The sequence below is a fragment of the Bradyrhizobium shewense genome (genome assembly GCF_900094605.1).
In the GTDB taxonomy this organism is placed as follows: Bacteria; Pseudomonadota; Alphaproteobacteria; order Rhizobiales; family Xanthobacteraceae; genus Bradyrhizobium; species Bradyrhizobium shewense.
In genome coordinates, this window is record NZ_FMAI01000013.1 from 15980 (window position 1) to 39004 (window position 23025).

Sequence of the window (23025 nt, forward strand, 5' to 3'; positions counted from 1 at the left end):
GGGATATGTCATGTCCGCCTCTTCCGCCTCGATCAGCGATCCCGCCTATCTCCGTGCGCGCGCGATGGAGACGCTGTTCGAGCGGCTGGAGAAGCTCTGCGAGGGCGCGATCGCGATCGACCGCGGCGGGCGCGTCGTCTACGTCAATGAAAAATATCTCGCCGCGCTCGGTCTCAAACGGACCTCCGAGGCAATCGGCCGGCCGATCGAGGAGATCATCCCCAACAGCCTGATGCGCAAGGTGGCCGAAACCGGCGAGCCGATCCTGCTCGACATCATGGAGCTCGGCGGCGAGCAACTCGTCGTCACGCGCATGCCGATCGAGGACGAGAACGGGACGGTAATCGGCGCGATCGGCTTCGTGCTCTATGACCATCTCGAAAGCCTCAAACCCCTGCTCGCCCGCGTCGCCCAGCTCGAGAGCGATCTGCGGCTGGCGCGGCGGCAATTGTCCAACGCCCGCGCCGCACGCTTCACCTTCGCCGACTACGTCGGAACCACGCCTGGTATCGCGCAGGCCAAGCAGCTTGCAAGCCGCGCGGCGCGGCAGAGCGTCACGGTACTGCTCACCGGCGAGACTGGCACAGGCAAGGAGATGCTGGCGCAGGCGATTCACAATGCCTCCTCGCGCGCGGAGAAGCCGTTCGTCAGCGTCAATGTCGCCGCGATTCCCGACACGCTGATCGAATCGGAGTTCTTCGGCACCGCGCCGGGCGCCTATACCGGCGCCGACCGCAGGGGACGCGAGGGCAAGTTCCGCATCGCCGACGGCGGTACGCTGTTCCTCGACGAGATCGGCGAGATGCCGCTGCAATTGCAGGCCAAGCTGCTGCGCGTGCTGCAGGAGCGCGAGATCGAGCCGCTCGGCTCGGACAAGATCTCCAAGGTCGACGTGCGCGTGGTCGCCGCGACCAATGTCGATTTGCGCAAGCGCGTCAGCGACGGCGCGTTCCGGCCCGATCTCTATTACCGCCTGAACGTGCTCTCGATCGATTTGCCGCCGCTGCGGCACTGCCTGGATGATCTCCCCGACATCTGCGCCCGGCTGCTCGAGGACATCAGCGCCTCCGGCGATTACGTCAAGGCGAAGATCACGCCGAGCGCGCTTTCCGCGCTGGCGCGCTATGACTGGCCGGGCAACGTCCGCGAGCTCCGCAATATCCTTGAGCGGGCGCTGATCCTGAGCGATTCCGGCCGGCTGACCGGCGAAGATGTCGCCCGCATTCTTCCCGTCGGCGCCGACGTCAGGCCCACAGCATCCGAGCGCCCGGCCGGACCCGTGGTGCCCTATGCCGAAGCCGAGGCCGAGTTCGAGAAGCACACGCTCGAACAGGCCCTCGCCGCCAGCAACGGCCAGATCTCCGAGGCCGCCAGGATGCTGAAAATCTCGCGCGCGACCTTCTACAAGAAGCTCGCCAAGTTCGGCCTCGCCGCAGGGCCGGCCCCTGTCTGAGTTTCGAGACAGTGGACTGTCCGGAGTCTCGGATTCCGGACATGGCGCCGAACGGCTGTGTCCGGGCGCCATTGCGGAAATTGCCGGGATTTAGGCCAGTTTGCGTAGGGAGGCCGCATCTGGCGCGGACCTTGCTCTTCGCTTTGCACAATGACGCATGCTGCACATGCGCATTTCGCAAATCAGGGAGGACGCAAGGATGAGTGAAGCGATCTCGGTCCATCAGCTTCAAGCGAAACAGCCCTCGCACGTCACGGTCGCCACCGCGAGCCTGATCGGCACGGCCATCGAGTGGTACGACTTCTTCCTCTACGGCACCGCCGCGGCGCTGATCTTCAACAAGCTGTTCTTTCCGACCTTCGACCCCATGATGGGGACGCTGCTGGCGTTCGCGACCTATGCGCTCGGCTTCATCGCGCGCCCGCTCGGCGGCGTCGTGTTCGGGCATTACGGCGACAAGATCGGCCGCAAGACCATGCTGTATCTGACGCTGCTGATCATGGGCGTGGCGACCGCGGCGATCGGATTCCTGCCGACCTACGAGACCGCCGGCATCTGGGCCGCGATTCTGCTCGTCACCTGCCGCCTGATCCAGGGCTTTGGCCTCGGCGGCGAATGGGGCGGCGCGGTGCTGATGGCGGTCGAGCACGCGCCCGCGGACAAGAAGGGCTTTTACGGCAGCTGGCCGCAGCTCGGCGCGCCGCTCGGCCTCGTGCTCGGCACGCTGGTTTTCTCGGTGGTATCGGCGATGCTGACCGATGCGCAGCTGCTGGCGTGGGGCTGGCGTATCCCGTTCCTGTTCTCGATCGCGCTGGTGCTGGTCGGCCTGTGGATCCGCTTCACCATCGCGGAATCGCCGGAGTTCCAGAAGGTCAAGGATACCAAGCAGGAAGTGAAGATGCCGATCCTGGAGGCGATCAGGATGTATCCCAAGAACATCCTGCTCGCGATGGGCGCGCGCTTCGCCGAGAACGGCTTCTTCTACATCTACGCGACCTTCGTGCTCGCCTATGCCACGCAGTCGCTCGGCATGAACAAGCAGGACATGCTCAATAGCGTGCTGATCGGCGCGGCGATCGAGACCTTCACCATCCCGGCCTTTGGCGCGCTTTCGGACCGGCTCGGGCGGCGGCCGATCTACATTTTCGGCGCGGTGTTCTCGGCGCTAATGTCGTTCCCGCTGTTCACGCTGCTGGCGACCAGGAACCCGCAATATGCCTGGATCGCAATCGTGCTCGGCCTCGCCATCGGACATGCCGCGATGTACGGCCCGCAGGCGAGCTTCCTGTCGGAGCTGTTCGGCACCAAGGTGCGCTACAGCGGCGTCTCGCTCGGCTACAACTTGGCCTCGATCTTCGCCGGCGCGCTGTCGCCGCTGATCGCGACGGGACTGATGACGGCCTACGCGCCGGCGACCTGGCCGATCTCGCTCTACATGATCGCGCTGGCGCTGATCACCATCGTCTCGGTTTATTTCGCCACCGAAACACGCAAGATAGTTCAGGGCTGAATGTCCTGATCACCTTGTCCACCGCGAGGAGCAGCCTGTTCCAGGGGCGCTCCTCGCGATAGGATCAACGCACAATAACGGCATACGGTCTAGGAGATCGGGAGGAACGCCGTGAGCCATCACCCAGCTCTGCCTTATCTGCGCAATTCCGAGAAGGGCAAGGTCGTCACCGCGGCCGAAGCGGTCATGCTGATCCGTGACGGCGACACGGTCGCGACCGGCGGCTTCGTCGGCATCGGCTTTGCCGAGGAGATCGCGATCGCACTGGAGGAGCTCTATCTCTCCCACGAGGGCGATGCCCCCTATACGCAGGGCAAGCCGCGCAATCTCACGCTGGTCTACGCGGCGGGCCAGGGCGACGGCAAGAATCGCGGCCTCAACCATTTCGCGCACGAGGGCCTGGTCCGACGCGTGATCGGCGGACATTGGGGCCTTGCGCCGAAATTGCAGCAGCTTGCGATCGCGGGTCAGATCGAGGCCTATAATTTGCCGCAGGGCGTCATCACACACCTATTCCGCGACATCGCCGCGCACCGGCCCGGCCACGTCACCCGCGTCGGCATGGGCACCTTCGTCGATCCCAGGCACGGTGGCGGCAAACTGAACGCGCGCACCACCGAAGACATGGTGGAGCTGATCAAGATCGGCGGCGAAGAGTGCCTGCTCTACAAGACCTTTCCGATCAATGTCGGCATCATCCGCGCCACCACCGGCGATCCCGACGGCAACCTCACGATGGAGAAGGAGGCGTTGACGCTGGAAGCGCTCGCCATCGCCATGGCGGCACATAATTCCGGCGGCATCGTCATTGCCCAGGTCGAGCGCGTCGCCGAGGCCGGCAGCCTCAATCCGCGCCAGGTCAAGATTCCCGGCATCCTCGTCGACTGCGTCGTGGTGGCAAGGCCGGAGAACCATTGGCAGACCTTCGGCACGCAGTACAATCCGGCCTTCTCAAGCGAGATCCGCGTCCGCGCCGCCTCGCTGCCGGTCATGCCGGTCAGTGAGCGCAAGATCATCGCCCGGCGCGCCGCCCTGGAGCTCAAGGCCAACAGCGTCGTCAATCTCGGCATCGGCATGCCCGAGGGGATTGCCTCCGTCGCCAACGAGGAACGGATCATCGACCTCATCACGCTGACGGCGGAACCGGGCGTGATCGGCGGCATCCCCGCGAGCGGCATCGATTTCGGCGCGGCGATCAACACCCAGGCGGTGATCGACCAGCCTTATCAGTTCGATTTCTACGACGGCGGCGGCCTGGATGCCGCCTTCCTCGGGCTCGCCCAGGTCGATCGCGCCGGCAACCTCAATGTCAGCAAGTTCGGGCCGAAGCTTGCGGGCGCCGGCGGCTTCATCAACATCAGCCAGAACGCCAAGGAAGTCATCTTCGTCGGCACCTTCGGCGCGGGCAAGCAGCGCATCGCGGTGAAGGACGGGAAACTTGTCATTCTCGACGAGGCCAAGTCGCGCAAGTTCGTGGAGAGCGTCGAGCACGTCACCTTCAGCGGCCCGTTCGCGGCCGCGCGCAAGCAGCGCACGCTTTATGTCACCGAGCGCTGCGTGTTCGAGCTCAGGCCCGACGGGCTCGAGCTCACCGAAGTCGCGCCCGGCATCGACATCGAGCGCGACATTCTGCGCCTGATGGACTTCAAGCCGCGGATGCCGCGCGAGCCGGCGCTGATGGACGATCGCATCTTCCGTGAGGGTCTCATGGATTTGCGCGAGCGCCTGCTCACCATCCCGCTCGACCAGCGCTTCACGCTGGACGAGCAGCAGAACCTGTTCTTCGTCAATCTCGAGCGCTATCCGCTACGCAGCAAGACCGAGATCGACACCATCGCTGGTATCGTCGAAGCCAGGCTCGCTCCGCTTGGCCGCCGGGTCTACGCCATCGTCAATTATGACAATTTTTCCATCCTGCCGGAGCTGATGGACGATTATTCGGCGATGGTGCGCAGCCTCGTCGATCGCTTCTATTCCGGCGTGTCGCGCTACACCACGTCGGGCTTCCTGCGCATCAAGCTCGGCGAAGCCCTGGAGCGGCGCGGCGTCGCGCCGCACATTTTCGAAAGCGCGGACGAAGCGCAGTCGGATCGGCGTCAGACCGAGGGAGCCGGCGATGCGCGGCCAGCCCAAAATGATGCATGCTCGAAAGGCCGACGCGCTCGGCCGGAAGGTTCAATTGCAATGTTCGTAGTGTTATGCAAATCGCTGTTGCCGAGAAACGTTAAATCAGGAGGGACCATCGTGCGTCGATCACTCATCATAACAACAACCATTCTCGCACTCGCTGCGGGCACCTCCGCACGGGCCGACGATCTCAAGGTCGCGCTGATCTACGGCAAGACCGGTCCGCTCGAGGCCTACGCCAAGCAGACCGAGACCGGCCTGAAGATGGGCTTCGAATACGCCACCAAGGGCACGATGACCCTCGATGGTCGCAAGATCGTCATCATCACCAAGGACGACCAGGGCAAGCCGGACCTCGCCAAGGCTGCGCTCGCCGAAGCCTATCAGGACGACAAGGCCGATATCGCGATCGGCACGACCTCGTCGGCCGCGGCGCTCGCCATTCTCCCGGTCGCCGAGGAGAACAAGAAGATCCTGATCGTCGAGCCCGCCGTCGCGGACCAGATTACCGGCGAGAAGTGGAATCGCTACATCTTCCGCACCGCGCGCAACTCCTCGCAGGACGCGATCTCGAATGCGGTCGCGATCGGCAAGCAGGGCGTGACCGTCGCAACGCTGGCACAGGACTATGCGTTCGGCCGCGATGGCGTCGCCGCCTTCAAGGAGGCGCTCGCCAAGACCGGCGCGACCCTCGCGGCCGAAGAATATGCTCCCACCTCGACCACCGATTTCACCGCGGTAGGCCAGCGCCTGTTCGATGCGCTAAAGGACAAGCCGGGCCGCAAGGTCATCTGGGTGATCTGGGCCGGCGCCGGCAATCCGCTGGCCAAGCTGCAGGACATGGACCCGAAGCGCTACGGCATCGAGCTCTCTACCGGCGGCAACATCCTGCCGGCGCTCGCCGCCTATAAGGGCCTGCCCGGCATGGAAGGCGCGACCTATTATTTCTACGAGATCCCGAAGAACCCGGTGAACGACTGGCTGGTCGCCGAGCACCAGAAGCGCTTCAACGCGCCGCCGGACTTCTTCACCGCGGGCGGCTTTGCCGCCGCGATGTCCGTCGTCGCCGCCGTCACCAAGGCGAAGTCGACCGACAGCGAGAAGCTGATCACTGCGATGGAAGGCCTGGAGTTCGACACGCCGAAGGGCAAGATGGTGTTCCGGAAGGAAGACCATCAGGCGCTGCAGAGCATGTACGCCTTCAAGGTCAAGGTCGATCCGAACGTCGCCTGGGCCGTGCTCGAGCCGGTGCGCGAGCTGAAGATCGAGGACATGGACGTTCCCGTCCGCAACAAGCGGTAAGAGCGCTGGTGCTCACCTCTCCCGCTTGCGGGAGAGGTCGGATCGTATCGTCAGATGCGATCCGGATGAGGGCTTTCTCCTCTTCGGGGTTCTCGCCTGCGGAGACACCCTCTCCCCTACCCTCCCCCGCACGCGGGGGAAGGAGCGCAGCTTGATCGCGGATCTATCTCCATTCATCATTCGCCGGCCCCCATGACGCTCACCCTCGAAACTCGCGACCTCACCATCCGCTTCGGCGGCCATGTTGCGGTCAACAGCGTGACCTGCACGTTCCGTCCGGGCGAGCTCACCGCGATCGTCGGCCCGAACGGCGCCGGCAAAACCACCTATTTCAACCTGATCTCGGGCCAGCTGCGCGCATCGACCGGCAGCATCCTGTTTGGCGGCACCGACATCACCCAGCACTCCGCGCCGATGCGGACGCGCGCAGGCTTGGGCCGCGCGTTCCAACTGACAAACCTCTTTCCGAACCTCACCGTGGAAGAGAACGTCCGCCTCGCAGTGCAGGCGGCGAACGGCACCCATTACGACATGCTGCGGCCCTGGATGGTGCGCCGCGACCTGATCGCGCGCGCCGACGCCATCCTCGACCAGGTCGCGCTGGGCAGCCGCCGCGGCGTCGCCGCGACCGCGCTGTCGCATGGCGACCAGCGCAAGCTCGAGGTCGCCTTGATGATCGCGCTGGAACCGAAGGTCTTCATGTTCGACGAACCGACCGCCGGCATGAGCATCGACGAGGTGCCTGTGGTGCTCAACCTGATCGCGCAGCTCAAGCAGGACAGGAGCAAGATCATCCTGCTGGTCGAGCACAAGATGGACGTGGTGCGCTCGCTCGCCGACCGCATCATCGTGCTGCATAACGGCCAGCTCGTCGCCGACGGCCCGCCTGCCGAAGTGATCGCCTCGCCGATCGTGCAGGAAGCCTATCTCGGTGTCGCGCCCAAGACAGGGAGTGCGGCATGACTGATCTTTTAAGGCTCTCCGGCGTCCACACCCATATCGGTCGCTATCACATCCTCCAGGGCATCGACCTCGCGGTCCCGCAGGGGCAGACCACGATGCTGCTCGGCCGCAACGGCGCCGGCAAGACCACGACGCTGCGCACCATCATGGGACTGTGGCAGGCCTCCAGCGGCGAGATCAGCCTCTCTGGCGATCGTATCGAGAGCCGCGCCACGCCCGATATCGCAAGGCTCGGTGTCGGCTACGTGCCGGAGAGCATGGCGGTGTTCTCCGATCTCACCGTGAAGGAAAACCTGGTGCTGGCGGCGCGCGACGGCCCGCTCGACGACACCCAGCTCGACTGGATCTTCGGCTTCTTCCCGGCGCTGCGCCGGTTCTGGCTGTCGCGGGCGGGAAGCCTCTCGGGTGGGCAGAAACAGATGCTCTCGATCGCGCGCGCCATCATCGAGCCGCGCAAGCTCTTGCTGATCGACGAGCCGACCAAGGGGCTCGCACCGGCGATCGTGATGGCGCTGATCGAGTGCCTGAAGGAGATCAAGCGCAAGGGCGCGACCATCCTCCTGGTCGAGCAGAATTTCTTTGCCGCCCGCGAGCTCGGCGACAACGTGCTCGTGATGGACAACGGCACCATCGTTCATCGCGGCGAGATGGCGGCGCTCGCCGCCGACGTGCCGCTGCAGGAGCGGCTGCTCGGCCTGAGCCTGGAGACGCATCAGTGACTGACCTTGCCGCAACCGATCCGCTGCCGAAGCCGAAGCGCGATATCGCGCCGATCCTGCTGCCGGTCGCGCTCGCCCTCGTGACCATCCCCCTGATCGGCTCGCCCAGCACCTGGCTGACGCTGACCGCGGCGAGCCTCGCCATGGGCATGATGATCTTCATCATGGCCTCGGGCCTGACGCTGGTGTTCGGCCTGATGGACGTGCTCAATTTCGGCCACGGCGCCTTCATCGCCGTCGGCGCCTATGTCGCGACCCTGGTGCTGGCGCCGTTCGCAGCGTCCATGCAGGCGGATTCGCTCTGGATGAACCTGGCGGTGCTGGCGCCGGCCGCGCTGCTCTCGATGGCGGTGTCGGGCGCCCTTGGCCTCGTCGTCGAGCGCGTGCTGATCCTGCCGGTCTACGGCCAGCACCTGAAGCAGATCCTGATGACGACCGGCGGCCTGATCGTCGCCGAGCAGACGCTCTATGCGCTGTGGGGACCCCAGATCATCCCGATGCCGCTGCCGGCGTCGCTGCGCGGCTCCTTCATCCTCGGCGACGTCGCGATCGCCAAATACCGCGTGCTGGCGATGCTGATCGGCCTTGCCGTCTTCATCGCGATCCAGCTCGTGCTCAACCGCACCAAGCTCGGACTCCTGATCCGTGCCGGCGTGGAGAATCGCGAGATGGTGGAAGCGCTCGGCTATCGCATCCGCCGGCTATTCCTCGGCGTGTTCATGACGGGATCGGCGCTGGCCGGCCTCGGCGGCGTGATGTGGGCGCTCTATCGCGAGCAAGTTCATGCCTCCATGAGCGACGATCTCACCGTCTTGATTTTCATCGTGGTTATCATCGGCGGCCTCGGCTCGATCGGCGGCTGCTTCATCGGTGCGATCCTCGTGGCCATGGTTGCCAATTACGGCGGCTTCCTGGTGCCGAAGCTCGCCCTCGTCTCCAACATCCTGCTGATGGTCGCCATTCTGATGTGGCGGCCGCGCGGCCTCTATGCGGTGACCAGCCGATGATGATCCTGTCAGGCGATCCGCCGCGTAGCCGGATCCTCACGCTCGTTCTCGTCGTCATCATCCTGGCGCTGGCGGCGACGCCGTTCCTGTTTCCGGGTGCCAAGGCACTGAACGTCGCTGCCAAGATCTGCGTGTTCGCCGCGCTGGTCGCCTCCTACGACCTCCTGCTTGGCTATACCGGCTCGGTGTCGTTCGCCCACACCATGTTCTACGGCATCGGCAGCTACGCCATCGCCATCGCGCTGTACGGGATGGGCCCGAATTGGGCCGCGGTCGCCACCGGCATCGTCGTCGGCCTGCCGCTCGCAGCCCTGCTCGCGCTCGCCATCGGGCTGTTTTCGCTGCGCGTCGCCGCGATCTTCTTCGCCATGATCACGCTGGCGGTCGCCTCCGCCTTCCAGGTGCTGGCTTCGCAGCTGTCCTGGCTGACCGGAGGCGAGGACGGACGCAGCTTCCAGCTGCCGGAGCTGCTGCGGCCCGGCACGGTGCTGATCTCGAAAAACCTGTTCGGCTTCGAGGTCAACGGCCGCATCCTGACCTTCTATCTGGTGTTCGCCGTCTCAGCCCTGATGATCCTCGCTTTGCTCCGCGTCGTGAACTCGCCGTTCGGGCGCGTGCTGCAGGCGATCCGCGAGAACCGCTTTCGCGCCGAGGCGCTCGGTTTCCGCACGGTGTTCCACCTGACCTATGCCAACTGCATCGCCGCGCTGGTCGCTGCCAGCGCCGGCATCCTGAATGCGCTGTGGCTGCGCTATGCCGGTCCCGATACCTCGCTCAGCTTCTCGATCATGCTGGACATCCTGCTGATGGTCGTGATCGGCGGCATGGGCACGATCTATGGCGCGATCATCGGCGCCACCATCTTCATCCTCGCCCAGAACTATTTACAGTCGCTGATGGGGGTCGCCTCCACGGCGGCGTCGGAGGCCGGCCTGCCGCTGCTGCCGGGGCTGCTGCATCCCGACCGTTGGCTGCTGTGGCTCGGCCTGCTGTTCATCGCCAGCGTCTATTTCTTCCCGACCGGCGTGGTCGGACGGCTGCGCAATCCTGCTGGCGACAAGAGCGCGGGCAGCTCGCATTAAGGCGCGATTAATGATGCGGCGCGGCGATTGCTGCGCCGGCCACACAACCAAGGCGCGATTCCCGCTCCGCTGCACACGGACGCGATTGCGCAACTGGATTAATGCTTAGGTAACTGGCTTTCCTAAGGTTTAGGCCATTTGTGCGGTGTATTCGTGTTCCTCCAGGGAGGGGGAATGCGCGAGGTTTTTTCCACGGTGGCAGCCGGAATGTCTCGAGCCGCAAGGAACGGCTGGGAGGCTTTGGCGCGACGTGGTCCTGTCCTGTGGCTGACCCTGTGCGGCGTGTTGCTGGTCGCGGGCATCTTCGGTGTCACGGCCGTGGCCGTCGGTGAATTTCGCGAGCGCACCCTGGCCAACCGCGAGCGCGAGCTGGAAAACACGGTCCAGCTGATCGCCCGGCATTTTGATCAGCAATTCGAGGACTCCGACGTCGTCGCCGCCGATCTGATCGGTCAGATGAGCCTGACGGAGATCACCTCGCCGACGACGTTCCGCGAGCGCATGTCCGGAGCTGCGGCGAACCAGATGCTGCGCAGCAAGATCAGCTCCGTGTCTTACCTCGGCGATATCGCGATCTACGATGCCGACGGCGAGCTGATCAACTGGTCGCGAGCCCAGCCCCTGCCCAAGATCAACGTTTCGTCGCGGGCCTACTTTCAGACATTCAAGACCAATCCGCAGTCCGAACCGGTGCTGCTGGAATCAGTCCGCAGCTTCATCATCAACAAATGGACCACGATCGTAGCGCGCCGCTTGAACGGCGCGGACGGCACCTTCCTCGGCGCGATGGTCCGCCGGATCGATCCGGACAGCTACCAGCATTATTTCGCATCGGTCGCGCTTGCCGAGGGCACGGCCATCTCGCTGTTCGATCGCGAAGGCAAGATGCTGGCGCGTTATCCGCATCATGAGGAGTTGATCGGACGGAGCTTCAAGGATGCACCGCTGATGCGGAAGGTGCTGACCAAGGGCGGTCAGCAGACGCTTCGCGTCAGGAGCCCGCTCGACGGCGAGGAGCGGCTCGGCTCAGCGGCGTCGCTGACGCATTTTCCGCTGGTCATCGTCGCCACCAACACGACAGTCGCGGCTCTGGCGGACTGGCGGCAGCAGACCGGCTTCATGGTCACGACCGCCGCCCTTTCGGCTGCCGTGATCGCACTGATCCTCTATCTGATCATCCGCCTGATCAACCGGCAGAACCGCGAAGCGCAGGAACGGCTGGAAGCGGAGCGGCTGCGGCTCGACACCGCCTTGAACAACATGACGCAGGGGCTGATCCTCTACGACGCGAGCGGCACCATCGTCACCTGCAACCGACGCTACGCCGACATGTTCGGCCTCTCCCACGACGTCATCAAACCCGGCTGTCACATCCGCGAGGCGATGTATCATCGCCAGGAGCGCGGCGCGTTTGACGGCGACGTCGAGGAATTTTGTGCGGACGTGATGAGGGTCGTCGCCGAAGGCACGGTCTCCACGCGAATTCATCAACTGGCCAATGGCCGCGCCTTCCAGGTCATCAACACCCCGCTCGCCCAGGGCGGCTGGGTCGCCACGATCGAAGACATCACCGATCGCCGCCACCTGGAACAGGAGCGCGATCGCAACCACACCTTCCTGCGCGAGATCATCGACCATATTCCCTCGCGGATCACCGTGAAGGATGCCCGAACGCGGCGCTACCTCCTGGCCAACCAGGTGGCCGAGCAACAGCTCGGCGAAACCCCGGAGTCGATCGTCGGCAAGAGCGCGTTCGACCTTTACCCGACGGAAGACGCCGAGATCATCACCCGGGACGACGACAAGCTGCTGCAGTCGCCGAACGGCCTGTTCCTGGATGAGCACATCTGGAATACCCCGGCCACCGGACGGCGCTATATCACCTCGACCCGGATCGGCATCCGCGACAAGTCCGGCGAGCCGCGCTACATCATCAATGTCGTCGAGGACGTCACCGAGCGGCGGCGCGCCCACGAGAAGATCGCGCATATGGCGCATTACGATGCGCTGACCGACCTGCCGAACCGCACGCTGTTCCGCGAGCAGATCGAACGCGAGCTGGCGAGGGTCGCCGATGGCGGACAGTTCGCGCTGCTCTACATCGACGTCGACGAATTCAAGGGCATCAACGATTCGCTCGGCCACCACGTCGGCGACGAGCTGTTGAAGGCGATCGCGGGCCGCCTCCGTGGCTGTCTCAAGCACGGCGATCTCATCGCGCGACTCGGCGGCGACGAGTTTGCCGTCATCCAGACCGGGATCCAGTCCTCGGCCGACGTGGTGTCCTTCGTGACGCGGATCTACGAGGCGATCCGGCAGCCCTATCATTGTCTCGGCCATCAGCTCTCTACCGACGCGAGCATCGGGATCGCGCTGGCGCCGCAGGACGGCACCGATCTCGACCAGCTCATCAAGAACGCCGATCTCGCGATGTACGGCGCCAAGGCCGAGGGACGTCGCACCCACCGTTTCTTCGAGCCGGAGATGGATGCCTGCGCCAAGGCGCGCCTGAGCATGGAGCAGGATCTGCGGCAGGCCCTGGTGAACGGCGGCTTCGAGATTCACTATCAGCCGCTGGTCGACCTGCGCACCAACGACGTGGCGGGCTGCGAGGCGCTGCTGCGCTGGCGCCATCCCGAACGCGGCATGGTGTCGCCGGCGGAGTTCATTCCCGTCGCCGAGGACACCGGCCTGATCAACGAGCTCGGCGACTGGGTGCTGCGCATGGCCTGCAACGAGGCCGCGACCTGGCCGTCGCATGTGCGCGTCGCGGTCAACGTGTCGCCGGTGCAGCTCAAATGCGACACGCTGGCGCTGCGGATCGCGGGCGCTCTCGCCGCCTCCGGGCTGGACCCGCGCCGGCTCGAGCTCGAGATCACCGAGGCCGTGCTGATCCGCGACGACGAAGCTGCGCTTTCGATCCTGCACCAGCTCCGCTCGATCGGCGTGCGCATCGCGCTCGACGATTTCGGCACCGGCTACTCCTCGCTCAGCTATCTCAAGCGCTTCCCGTTCGACAAGATCAAGATCGACCGCTGCTTCGTCGCCGACATCGCGGAGACGAGCGGCGCACCCGTGATCGTGCAGGCGGTGGTGAACATCGCGGCCGCCAGCAGCATGACCACGGTCGCCGAAGGGGTCGAGACCGAGGCGCAGCGCGAGCTGCTGCGCGCGCTCGGCTGCACGCAGATGCAGGGCTACCTGTTCAGCCCGCCGAAGCCGGCCAGCGATGTGCGGAAACTGTTCGGCTCGGGCGATGGCCTGCCCGGAGCCTTGCCGGTGGCGGCGGTGGCCTGATGGCGAAGCCAGGGAAGTCGTCAGGAAAGGTCTCGAACAAGACGTCGGCAAAAACCGTCGACGTCGCGGATTCCTATGCCGTGCGGCTGATGCAGCATCTGGTGGTGCCGACCTTCGTGATCGACCCCAAGCGCCGCGTCGTGATCTGGAACAGGGCCTGCGAGCGGTTGACCGGCCTCGCCGCATCCGAGGTGATCGGCACCAACAAGCACTGGCAGGCGTTCTACGAGACGAGGCGCCCCTGCCTCGCAGATCTCGTCGCACTCGACCGGCCCGAGCGGCTTCCGGAGTTCTATTCGGAGTATGCCGCGCGCGGCCATAACGGGCTCGGCTTTTCCGCGGAGAACTGGTGCACGATGCCGAAGCTCGGCAGCCAGCTCTATCTCGCCATCGACGCCGGTCCGATCCACGACGAGGCCGGCCATCTGATCGCCGTGGTGGAGACGCTGCGCGACCTCACCGACCAGAAGCGCGCCGAGATGGCGCTGAAGGAGCTCGCCACCAAGGACGGGTTGACCGGCCTGTCGAACCGCCGCTCGTTCGACCAGATGCTGATGACCGAATGGGCCCGCGCCCAGCGCACGCAGAAGCCGCTGGCGCTGCTGTTCGTCGACGTCGATCATTTCAAGCTGTTCAACGACCACCACGGCCACCAGATCGGCGACGAATGCCTGCGCGCCGTCGCTTCGGTGGTCAGCCGGTATGCCGTGCGTCCGCTCGATCTCGCCAGCCGCTATGGCGGCGAGGAGTTCGCGCTGATCCTGCCGGACATGGATTGCGACACCGCCTGCGTCATCGCCGACGAGATCCGCTGCGCCGTCATCGCCTTGCGGATCGCCCACGGCGCCATCGGCGCCGGCGACCACGTCACCCTCAGCGTCGGGGTCGCCAGCCACGTTCCCGGCGGCGCCGATGGCGGGCCCGACCGGCTGCTGGGCGCGGCCGACGAGGCGCTCTATGTGGCCAAACGCCTCGGCCGCAACCGCGTCATTTGCGCCGAAAGGGTGCTCGCCGAATTCGCAAGCCTCGGTAGGGAGGCCGCAGCGGTTCCGGGCCCTTTCCAGCGCAAAACCGCTTAAAGCGCAATGTGGCGAGAACCGGTTGCCCGCCCCGCGCCAATCGGCTAAATGAGCGAGCACTGCACCCGTAGCTCAGCTGGATAGAGCGTTGCCCTCCGAAGGCAAAGGTCACACGTTCGAATCGTGTCGGGTGCGCCAGTGAAACAAGGGCTTTTTCTTAAGCTTTCGCGTTCCGAACAACCTTACCGGAAGCACACCGGAAGCCTCACAACCTGCCTGTCTCGTCAGCGTTCTTCAGCAGCAGCGCCAGCATGGGGTTGGTTGCCCTGCCCCCTGTGAATAACCGGGACAAACATCCCAACCCTCGTATTGCTACCCTGCATTGTGCCACCGTGAGCGCTCCCGATTCGCAGGACCCCATCATGAATGATGACAGCGCAGATTTTAGTTGGCGAGACATTGAGGCCGTCGTCGTGCGCCAGCAGGATGCCATCGCCGTGTACAGTAACCCTGATGGTGACCTTGTGATCAGACGTCGCCGAGCATGGGATGAGGACGATGACGTCTGGATCGTGGTGGCGCAGACGCAAATTCGGACTGTCATCGACGCGATGGAGAAGGTCTTGACGGAAGTTCAAAGCCGATAGCATGCGGCAACGGCGACGCTGTGCCGGAGGGGGAAACCAATGAAGCCATTCCAAAGACTCAGCCACGGCGATGAGCGGACGGTCACGCTGCAGCTAAGCGGAATCGATACGGCCGAGCTTCTGGATTTTCTAAAATACATTGGCGATCACTTCACCGAATGCGCCGATGAGTACCTAAAGAACGGCGAGCATGACAAGCGAGCGGAGATGATCGACCTTGCAGCGATCGCTGCAAAACACTGGCTGGAAATAAATCATCAGTCCGTATTCAGAAAACCATCAGGATTTAAGCTGCCGACGCTCCCGACGCGTTAGGTGACTATGACACGACCTACCCGCCGATGATCAAATGACCGATTTGCAGCCACATCGATACCTGCACCCGGCCACCTAGCTCTCGGCAGGAGCGCGCTTCCCCAGCCTCGCCTGTGAAGCGGTTGGACCGTAAACACCTTGGGCAAGCCAGACAAGCCGCATGCCGCCGTTCAAGAGTAGCCCCCAACCCTGATTAAAATTAGCGTCAGAGTCTCGTGGTCGCGGCGCTCACCAGCAACGAAAAAGCATTAAGAGAGAATCCAGTGCTCGAATCCGTCTCCCTAAAATTCACAGAACTTGCCGAGCCGCTTCGTATCCCGGCTCAAGGTGTAACGATTTTTGTCGGCCCGAACAATTCCGGCAAAAGCCTGGTACTCCGCGAAATCGAGCAGGATATCGCGTCCCACGCAAACATCGCAAAAAAGATAGTAAGCGATTTCGAGATTGTTTGGATCGGCGAAGAGCAGCTCAAAAGCGACATTACGAAACTTACCGAAAAAGCCCCCTCGAATACTTCGCCCGACAACGTCTATGTCGGTCGATTTAACCCAGACGGAAGATTCGGCGGACATTCTATCCCTCATCGGCCACTTCGGGAATACATGGCTGCACGTAGGGAAATGCGATGGATTGCTTCGCAGTTTCTACGCTTTTTCCTCATTAGGTTGGATGGGCGAACCCGATTCGATCTCACGAATGATCGACCGCGCGGCGACCTTCTCGGCCTAGCGCAAAACATCCTCATGCACCTTTTTCAAGACGGCGATGCTCGAAAGAAAGTGCGTGAAATCGTCTTTGATGCATTCAACGTTTATTTCACTGTTGAACAGCTATCGGCCGAAAGCCTCCGAATCCGCCTGTCTTCCGTCGAGCCCGACGATAACGAACAGAACTGGAACGATGCGGCGCGGGAGTTTCATGGAAAGGCCCTGCACATAAAAGACGCGAGCGACGGGGTTCAGGCGTTTGTAGGCATAGTGTGTGCCGTGCTCTCAGGTGACTACCGCGCTATACTCATCGACGAGCCCGAAGCCTTCCTGCATCCCCCGCTCGCACGTAAACTAGGTCATCAGCTCACGAGCAACCTCAAGGCGGGCGGAACCTTGATGGCATCGACACACAGCCCCGATTTCCTCATGGGCTGCTTGCAGGCTTCACCGCACGTTCGGGTCGTGCGATTGGAATATTCGAATAACAAATCAAAGGGAAAGATCGTCGACTCGGCCGTCCTCACGAAGCTGTTCAAGGCACCCCTCCTCCGAAGTGCCAATGTTATCTCTGCCCTCTTTCATGACGGAGTCGTCGTAACCGAGTCCGACAATGATCGGGCGTTTTACGCAGAAATCTATTACCGCCTAGCCGAACAGGAAAAAGGTTACCCCTCAATACTGTTCGTGAATGCGCAAAACAAGCAGACCATCCGCGACATCATCGGCCCCCTCCGCGCATTCGGCATTCCGGCAGCCGCCATTGTAGATGTTGATATTCTAAAGGACGGCGGCGGAGATTGGATACCATGGCTCAAGGCCGCCCATGTCCCTACGGCATTGCATGTTGGGTTGGGCCATCAGCGCGCTACTCTGCATAAACTGTTCGTTGACCAGAAGCTCGACATGGAGCATGGCGGCATCACGCAATTGGGCTCGGGGGATCAAGCGGCTGCGAACGAACTGTTTGACCAACTCCAGCAGTACGGCATCTCTGCCGTCCGGAATGGAGAGGTAGAATCGTGGCTTTCGGACCTCGGTATCAAATCAAAGAAGGCGGCATGGGCTGTAGAAATGCTTGAGCGGCTAGGTGGCGATCCGAACGATCCTGAGTACGTCAAACCCGCAGCGGGAGATGTTTGGGACTTCATGCGCAACGTGGTCAAATGGGTAAAGGAACCGGGTCGCAAAGGTACCGACTAAACAGTCGCGCGACGGCTTGCCGGCGAGGAAAAGAAATCCGCAGCGTGCCGCTCGGGATCGAACGCCTCAGCTTGCGCCAAGTCGAAATAGACCGAGACGGCATCAGGCTCGCTGTCGACGTCCGCATAAACCATCACGGTCTTGAAGTCTTCGCAGAGAACGAAGTCGACGTTGGTCAATTCGCCACGCAACGCCTCAACTTTTCGATTGATGATGTCGCGGGCTTCGCCAAGCGTTCGAGACTTCAATGTCGCGGTCATCGCGCATCCTTTCCCTTTTTTATGGCGAGCTGCCAAAAGGCGTTGCCATCCCCCGGACGAATGCCGCGAGTCTCGGTCTTGGAAATCCATGCCGAGCCCTGATCGGTCACAATCGCGTTGGCGGGAAAGGTTTTGGAGCGATCCCAGACGCCGCAATACTTGAGCTGCGTCGATTCCAATTCGGCAATGCGCGCCTTGAGCGGCTCTGTCGCTTTCACCACGAATTCGGCGATGGTTGGCGCGAGCGCTGCCATCAGCGCCGGCAGATCGCCAACGCGCACCGCCTTTGCGAGTTGTTCCGGTGATAGATAGGCTGGTTTTTCCATTTGCCTTAGCTGCTGTAATTCACGCCCGTCAGATAGGCGACGGCACCGGAACGCCGGGGCTGCCAACGAATGTTGCGCTTCACCAAAAGCGCTAGCAGATTCGACTGCCAGAGAGACCGCAACACCGTCGAAGCTGTCGGGGGAGAGTCCGGCAATGACGACATTTCAACGATGGTGTTCTCGGACGCATCGAGTTCGATGCCGCCTTCGTTCATGAAGACTTCGGCGGCATCGATCAAAATAATCAGATCATCGCCCGGACTGTCGGCATCGCTCGGCGTGTTCGCCGACACAATGACGGGGATGCCCGCGACGTCGCCGCCGTTAGCGGAAATGTTTTTCAAAAGATTGGACGAGTCGCCCAAGGTCGCCAGGGCGATGGCCGTCGTCGGTTTCATCACCAGATAAGGCGCGGTCATGTTCGACGTCACTAGCGCGCAGAGCGCGGCGAAATCAGCGCGAAACGCGGCGGCGGTGGTGCCGCTCGACGCGACCAATGGCGCGCCGAAGGTGATCGAAGCGGGTGAAGCGTCATCAACCTCAGCGAGCGCAGGGTCAAGAAAGCACTGATCACTAAATTGCGCGACGGCCGCCGAAAGGTCTTGGCGGATCAATTGAGCCGAGTCCGGGTCGCCAGCGAGTGCCAGTTCTTTAGTCAGTACAACGACGCCGCCGACCTTCGATGTTGCGAACGTCATCGACTCAAATGCCATCTCGGAAACGATCATCGGTCGGCCTTGGCCGATCCAGCCCACCGCCGTACCGGATGTGGCGCGCGGCGCGCGGACGTTGAACGGCATCGCGCGAAAGCCCTGCATTCGGCCGATGACGGTCATCGGTCGCAGATACTCGACGAAGGCTTCGCCAAGGGGTGCCAAGGGCGACAGCGGCGCGCCCCAAACCGAGTCGGCGGTGGTGCCCGGCAGAACGGCAGTCTTCCGAACCATTTCCAAGGCGCGCGAATTCGGATGACGCTTCTCGAAGGTGGCAGCGGCCTGCATCGGGTCACCGCGCGCTAACGCGAGCATGGCGGCATAGTGCGCAAATTGCAGCGCCATGCCGTCGCGCTGAATTCGACCGGCGGTTTCAATGGGATTCATCGGTTTGTGTCCTGTACAGCGATGGCACAGCGTGACACACAACGAAATGCCGCGACGTTACGCGTTACGGCACCACGTTGAAACTACTTCAGCCAGCGCCGCCGCAACCCTGCCCGCGTCATCTGCGTCTTGCTGCGATAGCAGGCCCACGCCGATCAACGCCTCGGTGATCGCAACCTCGTCAACTTCGACTGGCAGCACGACTTTTCCAGCGGCCTGCCGCCTGCGGTGCGCGCGCTGGCGTTCGGCTGCGGTTCTCGTGCGGGTCGCACTGCCATCCGTTGTTGGTAATGCTGGCTTCACCACTGGTTAACCCCTGCTTAGGATTTTGATCCCATTGCATACGGACCGCCCCGTGCGGTCCGACGCCCCAAGGCGTTGAATTTCGGCATGCCCCCCCGAGGCGCGGCGCTGCTCCTTTCGCTGCGCGCGCTTGCGAGCCGATCCAACGTCGTCGGTCATGATGATTGTCTCCCAACGCCCGAATGGGCTGCGCGGCTTCGTCGCAACGAGCGACTGAGTGACTCAACCCGGAAGGTAGAGAGCAGGTCGCTCGCACTCAGACCCTTTAAAACGAAGGCAAAGAGCGACTGAGCGACCTTGAACGACCTATCGGGCACACTTCTCCCCAGCGCGAGATACCGCCCCACGGGCACAGCGCGCCGGCTGGGCTGCTCCGCCGCGGACTTCTGAGAATGGTCGCTTGGGTCGCTCAAGGTCGCTCAGTTGCTCTTTGCAATGTTAAAATGGAATCGGTTGCTGTTGCCGGTAATAGCCCTTCACGCGCCTGCCCTTGATGGTGACATAACCGTTGTCATGGCGGCTCCAGCCGAGCCGCTTCATCACGGTCGCCAGGCGCATCATATGCCCGGTCTGCTGGTTGCCGGGCGCGATGTTGAGCACAAAGGTCAGCAGTTCCTCTGACGACACCCGCTGTTCGTCGCCGAGCACCGCCTTGGTCGATGCTTGGCGATCCTCATCGCGGGCATAGTGAACAATGTTCCGTGTTCCCTCATGCCACGCACCGTCCTTCCGGTAGCTGTATCTCGTCACGTCCTGCATGTTGCGCAGCACGTCCTCCCACGGATCGGTCACCCGCCGGTGCTCCTGCTCATTGCCGGCTTCACCCCACAGTGACGGATCGAGCACGAGGCTTTCGCCCTTGCTCTGGTTGTGCGCGGCTTCACCCCACAGTTGGAGCCGGTCCCGCTTCAGCTTCTCGATATCGATAGCCTTGAGAACTCGGAGCGGCCAAAACCGGCGATTGCCGGTCTGCGACTGCAGGTAACGATCACTGTTCGTGGTGCCGACCTCGATCGAATGCCGCTTCTGCTTCTTGAGGAAGTGGCCGTATGCAGGTCGTGCGCGGTCAACCTGTTTCGAAGCATAGTTCTTGACGGTCTCGACCTCGGTTTTCTTCATCCCTGCGAGATCGGCGCTTTCGTGGACCCAGACTTCTGCGAGTTGCTCCTGCACCTCACGGCTCTCCTTGCCGATGATGCTCTCGTCGGAGAAGTTCTCATCGCCGGCAAGCACGCGCCAGGCTGTGGACTTGTTGAAGCCTTCCTCGCTCTCCAGCACCAGGATTTCGTCCTTCTTGATACCGGGGGCGCGTGCCCGTGCGACGGCGGCGATCATGGTCTTGCGCACGAAGGCCCTGTTGAGCGGGGTGTCCTCGGCATTGAAGTACTCGGCTGCCATACGGTCCAGCCGCGCGACACCGTCCCATTCCACCTCGGCCTTGGCGAGCATATCAATCACGGGATCAAAACAGCGCTCCAGCGCAATCGAAATTACGGCATCGCGCGTATGTTTATCAGTGAGATCGAATCCGAAGGTTTCCGACATGAGGTTGCGCAGCGCAATGATGCCGTGGTCGGTGACCTCGCCGACAATGTGCTCGATCGCGTGCCGCACGCTGTCGTCCTTGAAGCCGAACAGCATCTTATTGTGGAAGGTGTCGTACTTGCATTCGATCCCCAATGCAGAGATCGCCAAGCGCGCGTTGTGCATGCTCGGCAGCGGAAAGCCGTTCTCCTTGCGCTCGCGCCAGTTCGGCGCGCCCGCTTTGGACGGTTTGCCCGGCGAGGGCTCATGCGAGCGCAAAACCGCGCGCTCGACGGCACGACGCTTGTCCGCCCGGTTGGCGATGTGCTGGTTGCATTCTAGGTCGGCCAGCAAGGCGGCTGCGATCTGCTCGTTGCTATAACGACCATAATTCTTGAAGACCGCCGCGAGCGCGAAGGACACATCGCTCCAACTCCGATACGGCCTCACCGGCGCCGCACCGGCCCGTTGCAGATCAAAGTTCAGGTCAGCCAGATTGCCGGAGTGCCCGACGATCACCCTGCCTCGTATGTTGAAGTCGGCGGGCAGATCGGCGGCGCCCTTCAACCAGCCACGGTGCGTCTCGACAGCAGCCCAATCGATGCTGGTATCGCTCGCGCTGCTGGTCGGATCGGAGTCGCCGGTGGTGCCAGTACCGGCACCGCGGCTGGTGCCGTTACTGGCGCTGCTGTTGGTGCTGTCGTCGGCATTGGCGCTGCCGGCATCGGCCGCGAAGTCTTCCAAGCTGCACACCGCATGCTCGTTATGCGCGAGCAGGCTCGACTGACACGCCTTGCGACCCTTCTTGATCTTCGCCTTGGTCGGCAGGTTCTTGGTGCCAGGCAAGCGCAGGATGCGGTCGATATTCTGGGTCCCGGCGACACTATTCAATTTCTCCATGGCCGCCTTGGAGCGGGCTTCGACAGCGTCAACGATGGTTTGCGCTTCCGGAGAGAGAGCCGGCTTCGTCTTGCCATCGGTGTCGGTGACCATCACCGGATCGGGCAGCGGGATCGGCTGGTCGAGGTGCCACAGCACCTGCACGCCATTGCCGCTATCGACCACAAACATCGGCGCGGGCTCAAACGACTTCAGTGCCGCGAGAAAGCGAGCCTTCGCGGCCTCGGGCGCTTCACCTTCGTTCGGGTCGAGATCGCCAGGCAGAAATTCGATCGCGCTGACCTCGGTCTTCGATGCCTTCTTGTCTTTGACCCGGACCGGATTGGGTGCGTAGTAGAGATTGTGGTTGCCGTTGTAGCGATCGATGAACCCGCGCGCTTGATCGGGCGTGGTCGCGGTAATGGTCTTGATGTCGTTGTCGACGTTCGGATTGATCGCGGACAACTGCCACGGACCACCCGGCCGCAGCAAACTGAGGAAATCAACCGCGATGTCGGCGGCCACCGGCTCACCGTTCGGCGGGTTCGGATCGTGCGCATTCATTCAGCGCACCCCGCTTGCCATCAGGCGCACCTGCGCCTCGATCTCGCGCGCCTTGTCGCAATTGACGCGTTCGTACAGCGCCTGCGCCAAGTCCTCCGGGATGTCCGTATCGGCATCACGCGGGCCGACAATGATCAGCCGCAGGTTCGTCCTCGGCGCGACGCTCTTCACCGCGACGTAAATCTGCCGGTCGGGCGCGACGGTGATCTTATCGCCCTCGATGATTGCGTTTGTTTCAATCTCGGCCTGACTGGCGAGCCGCACGCGGTATTGCCGGTCAGGGAAGCGCTCGAAGAAGCGGTGGTCGGATTCCACCACCCGATCGACGCGCTCGGCGAGCTTTTGCAATTGCCGGCGCTGGTTGCGGGTCATCACGACTCCTCCTGCGAGGTGTTCATGACAGGCTTGCCGAGCTTCTTGATGGCCCATGCATCTAGCGCCGCTGGCGAATACAGCGGCGTGCGATTGAGGCGCTGATATTCGGGACCGCCGCCCGTGCAAGCCCATTTCGCAAGGGTCTGCACCGCGACGGTGATTCCCCAGCGCAGCTCCAAATATTCAGCGGCAAGAGAGCGTCGAAGACGCGGCCTATTCAACCTCTCGGGCAGGCACACGTCTCCCGTTCCCGCCGAAGCGGGTTCCACGAACTCGGTCATCTGACTTCCTGTGATCGTGCGGCGCGCGGAGGGTTTAAAACGGCTGAGGCGCGCGGAACGGC

The 23025-nt window shown here is 62.9% G+C and carries 18 protein-coding genes, 1 tRNA gene and 1 pseudogene; 14 read left to right on the plus strand and 6 right to left on the minus strand.

What is annotated here, in order from left to right; translation table 11 throughout:
- Positions 1–10 precede the first annotated feature (10 nt).
- From GA0061098_RS23665 to GA0061098_RS23735, 14 genes and pseudogenes are all read left to right on the plus strand, one after another.
- The gene (locus GA0061098_RS23665) at positions 11–1453 is read left to right on the plus strand and encodes a sigma-54 interaction domain-containing protein (RefSeq protein ID WP_091961963.1); all 1443 of its coding nucleotides are present in this window, start codon (positions 11–13) and stop codon (positions 1451–1453) included.
- A gap of 199 nt (positions 1454–1652) precedes the next feature.
- Entirely contained in the window at positions 1653–2963 is a 1311-nt protein-coding gene (locus tag GA0061098_RS23670) for an MFS transporter (protein ID WP_165637565.1), read from the plus strand.
- Between the two features lie 111 nt (positions 2964–3074).
- A pseudogene (locus tag GA0061098_RS47455) lies at positions 3075–5096 on the plus strand (acyl CoA:acetate/3-ketoacid CoA transferase); the annotation flags it as partial.
- 111 nt (positions 5097–5207) lie between these two features.
- Entirely contained in the window at positions 5208–6392 is a 1185-nt protein-coding gene (locus tag GA0061098_RS23680) for a substrate-binding domain-containing protein (RefSeq protein WP_165637579.1), read from the plus strand.
- 192 nt (positions 6393–6584) lie between these two features.
- Positions 6585–7355 (plus strand): ABC transporter ATP-binding protein, encoded by a 771-nt coding sequence (locus tag GA0061098_RS23685; RefSeq protein ID WP_091961966.1) that lies wholly within the window; start codon positions 6585–6587, stop codon positions 7353–7355.
- Positions 7352–8074, plus strand: coding sequence for a branched-chain amino acid ABC transporter ATP-binding protein (locus GA0061098_RS23690; protein ID WP_091961969.1), 723 nt, complete (start codon positions 7352–7354; stop codon positions 8072–8074). The genes GA0061098_RS23685 and GA0061098_RS23690 overlap by 4 nt, the downstream gene beginning before the upstream one ends.
- On the plus strand, positions 8071–9081 hold the full coding sequence (locus GA0061098_RS23695) for a branched-chain amino acid ABC transporter permease (protein ID WP_091961973.1): 1011 nt from the start codon (positions 8071–8073) through the stop codon (positions 9079–9081). Before GA0061098_RS23690 ends, GA0061098_RS23695 begins: the two co-directional genes overlap by 4 nt.
- Positions 9078–10163, plus strand: a complete 1086-nt coding sequence (locus GA0061098_RS23700) for a branched-chain amino acid ABC transporter permease (protein WP_201760019.1) — start codon at positions 9078–9080, stop codon at positions 10161–10163. The genes GA0061098_RS23695 and GA0061098_RS23700 overlap by 4 nt, the downstream gene beginning before the upstream one ends.
- A gap of 174 nt (positions 10164–10337) precedes the next feature.
- A complete protein-coding gene (locus GA0061098_RS23705; RefSeq protein ID WP_165637566.1) occupies positions 10338–13460 on the plus strand; it encodes an EAL domain-containing protein in 3123 nt (1040 codons plus the stop codon).
- On the plus strand, positions 13460–14539 hold the full coding sequence (locus tag GA0061098_RS23710) for a sensor domain-containing diguanylate cyclase (RefSeq protein ID WP_091961982.1): 1080 nt from the start codon (positions 13460–13462) through the stop codon (positions 14537–14539). The genes GA0061098_RS23705 and GA0061098_RS23710 overlap by 1 nt, the downstream gene beginning before the upstream one ends.
- 61 nt (positions 14540–14600) lie before the next feature.
- A tRNA-Arg gene (locus GA0061098_RS23715) sits at positions 14601–14677 on the plus strand.
- Positions 14678–14901: 224 nt separating this feature from the next.
- A complete protein-coding gene (locus tag GA0061098_RS23720; protein ID WP_091961985.1) occupies positions 14902–15126 on the plus strand; it encodes a hypothetical protein in 225 nt (74 codons plus the stop codon).
- Positions 15127–15165: 39 nt separating this feature from the next.
- Positions 15166–15441 carry a hypothetical protein gene (locus GA0061098_RS23725; RefSeq protein ID WP_091961988.1) on the plus strand — a complete coding sequence of 92 codons (276 nt, stop codon included), beginning with the start codon at positions 15166–15168 and terminating at the stop codon, positions 15439–15441.
- Positions 15442–15656: 215 nt separating this feature from the next.
- Positions 15657–17351 (plus strand): ATP-dependent nuclease, encoded by a 1695-nt coding sequence (locus GA0061098_RS23735; protein WP_129590916.1) that lies wholly within the window; start codon positions 15657–15659, stop codon positions 17349–17351.
- On the opposite strand, the gene GA0061098_RS23740 is transcribed toward GA0061098_RS23735, so the two are convergent.
- From GA0061098_RS23740 to GA0061098_RS23765, 6 genes are all read right to left on the minus strand, one after another.
- Positions 17348–17611, minus strand: coding sequence for a hypothetical protein (locus tag GA0061098_RS23740; protein ID WP_091961999.1), 264 nt, complete (start codon positions 17609–17611; stop codon positions 17348–17350). The two genes, GA0061098_RS23735 and GA0061098_RS23740, sit on opposite strands and share 4 nt — an antisense overlap.
- Positions 17608–17937 (minus strand): hypothetical protein, encoded by a 330-nt coding sequence (locus GA0061098_RS23745; RefSeq protein ID WP_245323509.1) that lies wholly within the window; start codon positions 17935–17937, stop codon positions 17608–17610. The genes GA0061098_RS23740 and GA0061098_RS23745 overlap by 4 nt, the downstream gene beginning before the upstream one ends.
- 5 nt (positions 17938–17942) lie before the next feature.
- On the minus strand, positions 17943–19037 hold the full coding sequence (locus GA0061098_RS23750) for a phage major capsid protein (protein WP_091962002.1): 1095 nt from the start codon (positions 19035–19037) through the stop codon (positions 17943–17945).
- 741 nt (positions 19038–19778) lie between these two features.
- Positions 19779–22307, minus strand: coding sequence for a virulence-associated E family protein (locus GA0061098_RS23755; protein WP_091962005.1), 2529 nt, complete (start codon positions 22305–22307; stop codon positions 19779–19781).
- On the minus strand, positions 22308–22679 hold the full coding sequence (locus GA0061098_RS23760) for a hypothetical protein (protein ID WP_091962008.1): 372 nt from the start codon (positions 22677–22679) through the stop codon (positions 22308–22310).
- Positions 22679–22963 (minus strand): hypothetical protein, encoded by a 285-nt coding sequence (locus GA0061098_RS23765; RefSeq protein WP_091962010.1) that lies wholly within the window; start codon positions 22961–22963, stop codon positions 22679–22681. The genes GA0061098_RS23760 and GA0061098_RS23765 overlap by 1 nt, the downstream gene beginning before the upstream one ends.
- Positions 22964–23025: the final 62 nt, after the last annotated feature.

Bases quoted from the DNA above. Each gene is read 5' to 3' on its own strand.
- GA0061098_RS23665 (WP_091961963.1), top strand. From the start codon at position 11: ATGTCCGCCTCTTCCGCCTCGATCAGCGATCCCGCCTATCTCCGTGCG.
- GA0061098_RS23670 (WP_165637565.1), top strand. From the start codon at position 1,653: ATGAGTGAAGCGATCTCGGTCCATCAGCTTCAAGCGAAACAGCCCTCG.
- GA0061098_RS23685 (WP_091961966.1), top strand. From the start codon at position 6,585: ATGACGCTCACCCTCGAAACTCGCGACCTCACCATCCGCTTCGGCGGC.
- GA0061098_RS23690 (WP_091961969.1), top strand. From the start codon at position 7,352: ATGACTGATCTTTTAAGGCTCTCCGGCGTCCACACCCATATCGGTCGC.
- GA0061098_RS23700 (WP_201760019.1), top strand. From the start codon at position 9,078: ATGATGATCCTGTCAGGCGATCCGCCGCGTAGCCGGATCCTCACGCTC.
- GA0061098_RS23705 (WP_165637566.1), top strand. From the start codon at position 10,338: ATGCGCGAGGTTTTTTCCACGGTGGCAGCCGGAATGTCTCGAGCCGCA.
- GA0061098_RS23710 (WP_091961982.1), top strand. From the start codon at position 13,460: ATGGCGAAGCCAGGGAAGTCGTCAGGAAAGGTCTCGAACAAGACGTCG.
- GA0061098_RS23720 (WP_091961985.1), top strand. From the start codon at position 14,902: ATGAATGATGACAGCGCAGATTTTAGTTGGCGAGACATTGAGGCCGTC.
- GA0061098_RS23725 (WP_091961988.1), top strand. From the start codon at position 15,166: ATGAAGCCATTCCAAAGACTCAGCCACGGCGATGAGCGGACGGTCACG.
- GA0061098_RS23740 (WP_091961999.1), bottom strand. From the start codon at position 17,611: ATGACCGCGACATTGAAGTCTCGAACGCTTGGCGAAGCCCGCGACATC.
- GA0061098_RS23745 (WP_245323509.1), bottom strand. From the start codon at position 17,937: ATGGAAAAACCAGCCTATCTATCACCGGAACAACTCGCAAAGGCGGTG.
- GA0061098_RS23750 (WP_091962002.1), bottom strand. From the start codon at position 19,037: ATGAATCCCATTGAAACCGCCGGTCGAATTCAGCGCGACGGCATGGCG.
- GA0061098_RS23755 (WP_091962005.1), bottom strand. From the start codon at position 22,307: ATGAATGCGCACGATCCGAACCCGCCGAACGGTGAGCCGGTGGCCGCC.
- GA0061098_RS23760 (WP_091962008.1), bottom strand. From the start codon at position 22,679: ATGACCCGCAACCAGCGCCGGCAATTGCAAAAGCTCGCCGAGCGCGTC.
- GA0061098_RS23765 (WP_091962010.1), bottom strand. From the start codon at position 22,963: ATGACCGAGTTCGTGGAACCCGCTTCGGCGGGAACGGGAGACGTGTGC.